Genomic DNA, 7224 nt, shown 5'->3' with positions numbered 1-7224 from the left:
AATATCACCTCAACAAGTACAGATGTAATCAGAGGATATGATATAGGTGCGGTGGTAGGTGTTGGAATAAATCTACCTTTGGGATTTAACGTCCAAGCAAGCTATGACTTAGGTTTGACCAGCTTAAACTACTTTAATACCGATGTAAAAAACAGAGTATTTAAGGTTTCTATTGGTGTTGATATTATTAAGTAATTAGTAAAAGGTTTGAATCATTTTTTGACCCGATTAGGGTTTTCCTCAATAAATGATTTCCAGCCTTCATTTCTTCCTCTAGTCTGAAATCTACCTTCATGAAAGTGATGGCAAAGCGCAACTGCCAAGGCATCTGTTGCATCAAGCATTTTAGGTAGTTCTGTGAGTTTGAAAAGTGTTTGGAGCATAGCTGCTACCTGCTCTTTTGAGGCGTTCCCATTTCCTGTGACAGATTGTTTAACTTTCTTTGGTGAATATTCAGTAATGGGGATTTCTCTCGCCAAAGCTGCCGCCATTGCAACGCCTTGAGCTCTACCCAACTTTAACATGGATTGGACATTAACGCCATAAAATGGAGCCTCCAATGCAACATTATCGGGTAAAAATTCCTCAATGATTCCAGTGATTCTTTCAAAGATCTTTTTGAGTTTTAATTCATGCGAGTCATATTTTTTCAGATGAATAACTCCATATTGAAGAATCTCATATTTTTTACCTTGAGTTTTGATTAAACCATAGCCCATCACGGTTGTGCCAGGATCAATACCCAAAATGATTTTTTCCTTTACAGTATTTTTTACTTCTTTACTCACCCCTGCAAGTTAGCCGAAAAGATGCTAAGTTTTTACCTGATTTGTATTCTCTGTTACTTCTTTCTGCTTTGGCACATGAGTAACTATTGGCCCGTAGGCAATTTAGATGCAATACCCAAAACTTCTGAAATTACGGCAACCTTAATAATTTCTTTAAGAAATGAATCAGAGAATATTTCCCGTTTAGTGTTGGCAATTATGGGTATTACCTATCCTAAGATTGAAATAATCTTGGTGGATGATCATAGTGAAGATGAAACTTTTAGAAAACTTCAGCAATCTTTTGCAGGGTTTGAACAAATAAAGACTCTATCAAACCCTGGGAAAGGAAAAAAAGCAGCGATTGATTATGCGATTTCTGTTTCTAAAGGTGAAATTATTCTGACCTCAGATGCAGATTGTTTTTGGGAAAGCTCTTGGGTTGAACGGATACTCCAGAACTTTGAGGATCCAAATATTAGATTAGTGGCAGGACCCGTTCTCCCAAAGCAAGGGGAAGGGTTGTTATCCCGGTTTCAATTAATTGAATGGGCAAGTATTCTTTTAGTCACAAATTTTGGTTTTGGAATTCATAAACCAATTACCTGCAGTGCTGCGAATTTAGCATACAGAAGAACGGCTTTTGAAGATGTTGGTGGTTTTCAAGGCAATGAAAAAAATCCCTCAGGTGATGACGAGTTTTTGCTTAAGAAAATTGTTGCCAAATTTGGGGCTACTTCAGTTTTGTATCGACCATACAAAGAGTATTTGGTATTTACTGAGCCGGAAGCAAATTGGAAAGCTCTCATTTTCCAGAAAATAAGATGGGCTGGAAAATGGAAAAGTCATGCTTCTTTTAGTCACATGGCTTTTTCCCTGATTCCGTTTATTTTTCAGTTAGTTTGGCTATCAACTTTTTTATTTCTTTTCGAGGGGAAAATCGGATTTTTAACTTTTTCACTACTTTGGAGCTTTAAAATCTTGGCAGAAAGTCTGGCCTTTCAAAGAATTTTAAGAAGTTTGGAGTATCCATTCAGGTTAGCTGATGTTGTTAAAACTTCTTTAATTCATCCTTTCTATGTTGTAGGAATTGGAATGGGGATCCTAACAGGGAAATATACCTGGAAAGGCCGGGGAAACAGAAGATCTGATTAATTTAGTCTATTAGAAAATTATGACAGAGGAAGAGTTTGATGTCATGGATGAACTGTACTTCGTTCAGCCATTTAAATATTTAAAGGAAACATTGGATCTGGAAGAAACTAAAATTCTGGCAGCTTTAGATTCTCTTTATCAACAGGGTCTGATTAAATGTTTGAAGTCTCCGGATGATGAATGTTTCAATAAAGTGGATATTTTCAAAGAGGGAATAAATTTGTTTTTCCTTGCTACAAAAAAAGGGCTGATGGCCCACAATACGATATAATACTTGGATACAGAAACTTTTAAATATCAACGAAAAGAACTAGAGCTTAAAGCACTCTTAGAGATCACTCAGGCTATCAATGAGAATCAGTCAGAGGAGGTTTTAGGAAATATATTCAAATTCACCTGCTTGGTGCATTTGAATATTAAATCGATGGTTCTATATGTTGCAAAAGAGGGAGCTTTTGAAAAAATGATTGCCCATGGAGTGAAATCCAAGGTTCCCCAACTGATTCCATTGGCAGACTTAAAGGAAGAAAAGTCTTCCGGTCAGCTGAGACTTGAGTTATCAGACGGGTATTCTTTCCAAGAATTAGAGACCTATTTACCCGTTTATCATAAAGATAAAATGCTTGCTATTTTATTTTTAAGAAGGAAGGAACCTGATACCCCTCTAGATCTGGATTTTACCCAAGCACTTACCAATATTTTGGTTGTGGCTTTAGAAAACAAAAGGTTTGCCAGGAGGCAATTGCAGCAGGAAATTCTAAATAGAGAGATTGCAATTGCCAGTCAGGTACAGCAAATGTTGTTTCCCTCCGAGTTGCCAGATACAGATCAACTTAAAGCAAAAGTCACTTATTTCCCGCATAGTATGGTAGGAGGGGATTATTATGATTTGATCCAAAGATCTGAAGATGATTTCTTTTTCTGTATTGCAGATGTGTCAGGAAAGGGCTTTGCAGCGGCATTGCTCATGTCAAATTTCCAAGCCACTTTGAGGACTTTGCTCAGAAGCGATGCAAATCTAAAAATGATTGTGAACCAATTGAATTTTACGCTTTATGAAAATACAAAAGGGGAACGGTTTATTACTTTTTTTCTAGGGCATTTCAACTATAAAACCAAGAAACTTCAATATGTCAATGCCGGTCATAACCCTCCATTATTATGTTGGGAGAAACAGGAGAAAAGAGAGCTTCTGGAGGCCGGAACCACTATTTTAGGGGCTTTTGAAGAGCTCCCATTTTTAGAAATCGGGGAAAGGGAAAATTTGAAGCAGTTTACAATTCATCTTTATACCGATGGATTAACAGAGGCTATAAATAAAAAAGATGAGGAATACGGCGAAGAGCGTCTTGATAAATTCGTCGGAAATCATCTCTGTGTTGATCCGGATGATTTTCACCGAGAGTTTTTCAAAGAAATGAGGGAATTTTCGGAAGATGTTCCCTTGCGGGATGATTTGACATTGTTGAGTCTAAGATTTAGCTAAGTATGGTTTTTCATACGGTTCCTAATATTGTCCAAAGATTATTTCCTAAACGAATTTGGTCCAGGTCACCTGAGAAAAATCAAATATACCTGACCTTTGATGATGGTCCGGTACCGGGTATCACTGATTATGTCCTAAATGAACTTGCCAAAAGAAATATGAAGGCGACTTTTTTTATGGTTGGGGATAACGTGGGAAAACATCCACTTTTGGCGAGGGAGGTATGTTCTGAAAATCATGTTGTGGCAAACCATACATTTCATCACCTGAATGGATGGAAGACAAAAAAGCAGGAATATTTAAATGATTTTCTTGAATGCGACAGAATGATCCAGCAAGTTTTAGGAAAACAGACATGCTTATTCCGTCCGCCTTATGGCCTATTGACCTCTTCACAGGCAAAGGAAATATTAAAAACACATTCAATAATAATGTGGAATATGCTAAGTGGTGACTATGATTTGAGTCTTAATACCCAGGATATTCTTCAAAAATCAATTGAAAAAACTACTCCAGGTTCGGTAGTGCTTTTTCACGACCAGCAAAAAACCAGTTCAGTATTACCTAAAATTTTACCAACTTACCTAGACGAAATTCAGGATCAAGGTTGGGAAACAGCAACATTATAATTCAATACTTGGCAAGTTTTGCAGCTGCAATTCTATTGATTCAATACGTTATTCTGATTATCCGGGTAAAATTTTTCTGGATTGACTTTTCGAAACCACTACCCGAAACTCTTCCAAAAGTTTCCATTTTAGTTTCTTCTAGAAATGAGGAACTAGACTTGCCAAATTTATTGAAATCATTCGAATCGATTGATTATCCAAGTGACAAAATAGAGTTTCTTTTAGCAGATGACGCTAGTGAAGACAGGACTCTTTCCATTTTAAAAAGTTGGAGTTATGGGCAGGAAAACAAAAAAGTATTTGAAATCAAAACATATAAAAGTGGAAACAATCTTTTAAATGGGAAGGCAAATGCGTTGGCAATTATGGCTAGAGAAGCTACCGGAGCGTATTTCTTTTTTACGGATGCAGATTGTGTTGTTACCAAGGACTGGGTTAAAGAAGGAATTCGTAGTTTCTCTGAATTCACTGGCCTTCTTAATGGAGTTACTGAAATAAAGGAAAGTGGCATTTTCAGTTATTTTCAAAAACTTGATTGGTGGAATATTCTAGCGATTACCAAAGTTGTATCAGACCTAGGAGGGCATACGACTGGTTTGGGTAACAACATGGTAATTTCAAAAGAGGCTTATTTTCTTTCAGGCGGGTATGAGAACACCTCATTTTCCTTAACTGAGGATTTAGAGATTTCCCGCTCCATAAAAAATGTTGGTTTCAAGATTCAACAGCAAGTAAGTTCGGAAATGCTATTAAAAACAAAGGCCGAAAAAGGATGGATGGCTTTTTTGAAGCAAAGAAAAAGATGGTTGAAAGGAGTATTCACCCTTCCCTGGTTTTGGAAATTAGCTCTTAGTTTTCATTTATTGTTTTTTCCCGCTGTATTCTATTTGATTTGGTTGAATTGGTTTTTAGGTATTTCTACATGGCTACTTAAAATAGTATTGCAGTCTTTTTTTCTGAAGTCAATTTCTGTAAAATCAAAGATTCAACTATATTGGATATGGTTTTTATTCTATGATTTTTACTATGTCCTTGCCACCTTCCTTACTATTCTTTATTATTTTTGGCCTTCCAAAATCACTTGGAAGTCTAGACAATACTCATGAATCTAATAGAAACTCACGCGCATATATATTCTTCAAAGTTTGATTCGGATCGGGATGAAGTGATCGATGACATTCGAAAAGCAGGGATTGAACGTGTATACATGCCCAATGTTGATGTAGAAACCATTGATGCCATGCTGGATTGCGAGCTGAAGTATCCTGATCTTTGCATCCCCATGATGGGCTTGCATCCTTGCGATGTCAAAGAGGATTTTCAACAACAGCTTTATATGATGGACGAATGGTTAAATAAAAGACCATTTGCAGCTGTTGGGGAAATAGGCTTGGATTTATACTGGGACAAATCTTTTTTTGAACAGCAAAAGGAAGCTTTAAAGATTCAGATTGCCTGGGCTAAGGAAAAAAACCTCCCTATTGTTCTTCATTGTCGCGAATCCATGGATGAAACAATTGAAATTATTAAAGCAGAGCAGGATGGAAGTTTGAAAGGGATCTTTCATTGTTTTACGGGTACTTTGAGTCAGGCACAGGAAATTATTGAATTAGGCTTTATTTTGGGTATTGGTGGGGTTGCCACTTTTAAAAATGGTGGATTAGATCAGGTAATTCCTAATTTAGGATTGGAGCATTTGGTTTTGGAAACAGATTCCCCTTATCTAGCGCCAGTTCCTTATAGAGGGAAAAGAAATTCACCGGCTTATCTGCCTATCGTTGCAGAGAAAATCGGTGATTTTTTGTCAATTTCAAAAGAAGAAGTTGCCAAAAAAACGAAACAAAATGCATTGAATTTGTTCAGGGAGTTTAGCCATGAATTATAAAATAGTAAGACTAAATACAGGACTCCGGACCAGCAAGACCTCCTCGGTATTAATTATATATACTGGAGGAACGCTAGGTATGGCCTATGATGACTCTGGGTCTTTGGTTCCCTTTAATTTTGGGAAGATCTTAGAAAAGATTCCGATTCTCTCTAATATGAATATTGCCATTACGGTGATCTCTTTTCCTGAACCCATTGATTCCTCCAATGTGTCTATGAAGCATTGGACAGATATGGCCTACATCGTCAATGAAAACTATGATAGTTATGATGGCTTTGTAGTACTTCATGGAACGGATACCATGGCATATTCAGCCTCCATGATGAGTTATATGCTTCAGGGATTAAATAAACCGGTCATTTTCACAGGTGCCCAGTTGCCAATATCTGCAATGAGGTCAGATGCACGGGAAAACTTGATGACTTCATTGGAGATTGCGACTGCAAAAATCAACGGAAATCCGATTGTACCCGAGGTTTGCGTATTTTTTAATCATATGCTTTTGCGTGGGAATAGAGCTAAAAAAGTTCAATCGGTTCATTTTGATGCTTTTGAGTCCGAAAACTTTCCTTCTCTAGCGGAAGCAGGGATCGTTATTGACTATAATACGGCCGCCATTCGTCCATATGAACCAAAAAAAGAGCTGATATACAATACTCAACTGGATAACAGGGTAATGATCTTGAAATTATTTCCGGGTATCACTTCGAAAATTATGGATGCTTGCTTTGATATACCTGGTTTGAGAGGAGTGGTATTAGAAACCTATGGTTCCGGCAATTCACCAAGTGAAGGTTGGTTTATGAATTCCTTGGCTAGGGCTGTAAAAAATGGATTAATCATATTGAATGTTTCCCAATGCAATGGGGGTAGAGTAATCCAGGGGAGATATGAAACGAGTAAAGAATTGTTGAATGTAGGAGTTGTGAGTGGGGCTGATATCACTACTGAGGCGGCAATTACAAAATTAATGTTCCTTTTAGGTCAATACTCTTCGGCTGATGAAGTGAAGAAGCGTCTGATGATTCCTATAGCAGGAGAAATGACCACCTAGTAGAAAATCAGGTTATTTTGGAGTTAGATTTGGAAACGGCTTGAATAATAATTTTCTTTGCACTCCGATTTGGGAAAGCAGGTCGGAAACAACCAATAGAGAGGTGTCCGAGTGGTTGAAGGAGCACGCCTGGAAAGCGTGTATACCCGTGAGGGTATCGAGGGTTCGAATCCCTTCCTCTCTGCAAAAAGATTAAAGACCAGCTTTAGAACTAAGGCTGGTTTTTTGTTTTAAGAATGATATCA

General features: G+C 37.4%; 8 protein-coding genes, 1 tRNA gene and 1 pseudogene. 9 read left to right on the top strand and 1 reads right to left on the bottom strand.

The annotated features are described in order from the left end of the window. Positions 1-195 (top strand): annotated as a pseudogene (locus tag Q0L68_RS13725) (PorT family protein); the annotation flags it as partial. A 17-nt stretch (positions 196-212) separates the two neighbouring features. Here Q0L68_RS13725 and ruvC read toward each other — a convergent pair. Continuing rightward, the gene (gene ruvC, locus Q0L68_RS13720; RefSeq protein WP_296704195.1) at positions 213-788 is read right to left on the bottom strand and encodes a crossover junction endodeoxyribonuclease RuvC; all 576 of its coding nucleotides are present in this window, start codon (positions 786-788) and stop codon (positions 213-215) included. Between the two features lie 75 nt (positions 789-863). Between ruvC and Q0L68_RS13715 the strand changes: the two genes are divergently transcribed. From Q0L68_RS13715 to Q0L68_RS13680, 8 genes are all read left to right on the top strand, one after another. Continuing rightward, positions 864-1922, top strand: a complete 1059-nt coding sequence (locus Q0L68_RS13715) for a glycosyltransferase (RefSeq protein ID WP_296704191.1) — start codon at positions 864-866, stop codon at positions 1920-1922. Positions 1923-1941: 19 nt separating this feature from the next. Beyond that, complete coding sequence (locus Q0L68_RS13710; protein WP_296704189.1) at positions 1942-2193, top strand: hypothetical protein; 252 nt, start codon at positions 1942-1944, stop codon at positions 2191-2193. 3 nt (positions 2194-2196) lie between these two features. Further along, on the top strand, positions 2197-3408 hold the full coding sequence (locus Q0L68_RS13705) for a PP2C family protein-serine/threonine phosphatase (RefSeq protein WP_296704187.1): 1212 nt from the start codon (positions 2197-2199) through the stop codon (positions 3406-3408). A 2-nt stretch (positions 3409-3410) separates the two neighbouring features. Beyond that, a complete protein-coding gene (locus tag Q0L68_RS13700) occupies positions 3411-4037 on the top strand; it encodes a polysaccharide deacetylase family protein (RefSeq protein WP_296704184.1) in 627 nt (208 codons plus the stop codon). Between the two features lie 8 nt (positions 4038-4045). Then, the gene (locus tag Q0L68_RS13695; protein WP_296704181.1) at positions 4046-5143 is read left to right on the top strand and encodes a glycosyltransferase; all 1098 of its coding nucleotides are present in this window, start codon (positions 4046-4048) and stop codon (positions 5141-5143) included. After that, positions 5140-5922: a TatD family hydrolase gene (locus Q0L68_RS13690; RefSeq protein ID WP_296704178.1), complete on the top strand. Its 783-nt coding sequence runs from the start codon at positions 5140-5142 to the stop codon at positions 5920-5922. The genes Q0L68_RS13695 and Q0L68_RS13690 overlap by 4 nt, the downstream gene beginning before the upstream one ends. Beyond that, positions 5912-6979 carry an asparaginase gene (locus tag Q0L68_RS13685; protein ID WP_296704177.1) on the top strand — a complete coding sequence of 356 codons (1068 nt, stop codon included), beginning with the start codon at positions 5912-5914 and terminating at the stop codon, positions 6977-6979. The genes Q0L68_RS13690 and Q0L68_RS13685 overlap by 11 nt, the downstream gene beginning before the upstream one ends. A 97-nt stretch (positions 6980-7076) precedes the next feature. After that, a tRNA-Ser gene (locus tag Q0L68_RS13680) sits at positions 7077-7163 on the top strand. Positions 7164-7224 lie beyond the last annotated feature (61 nt).

The organism is Algoriphagus sp., from assembly GCF_024642405.1.
Lineage (GTDB): Bacteria > Bacteroidota > Bacteroidia > Cytophagales > Cyclobacteriaceae > Algoriphagus.
The sequence above is the reverse complement of the archived record's forward strand: the minus strand, read 5'-3'. Positions and strand labels throughout refer to the sequence as shown.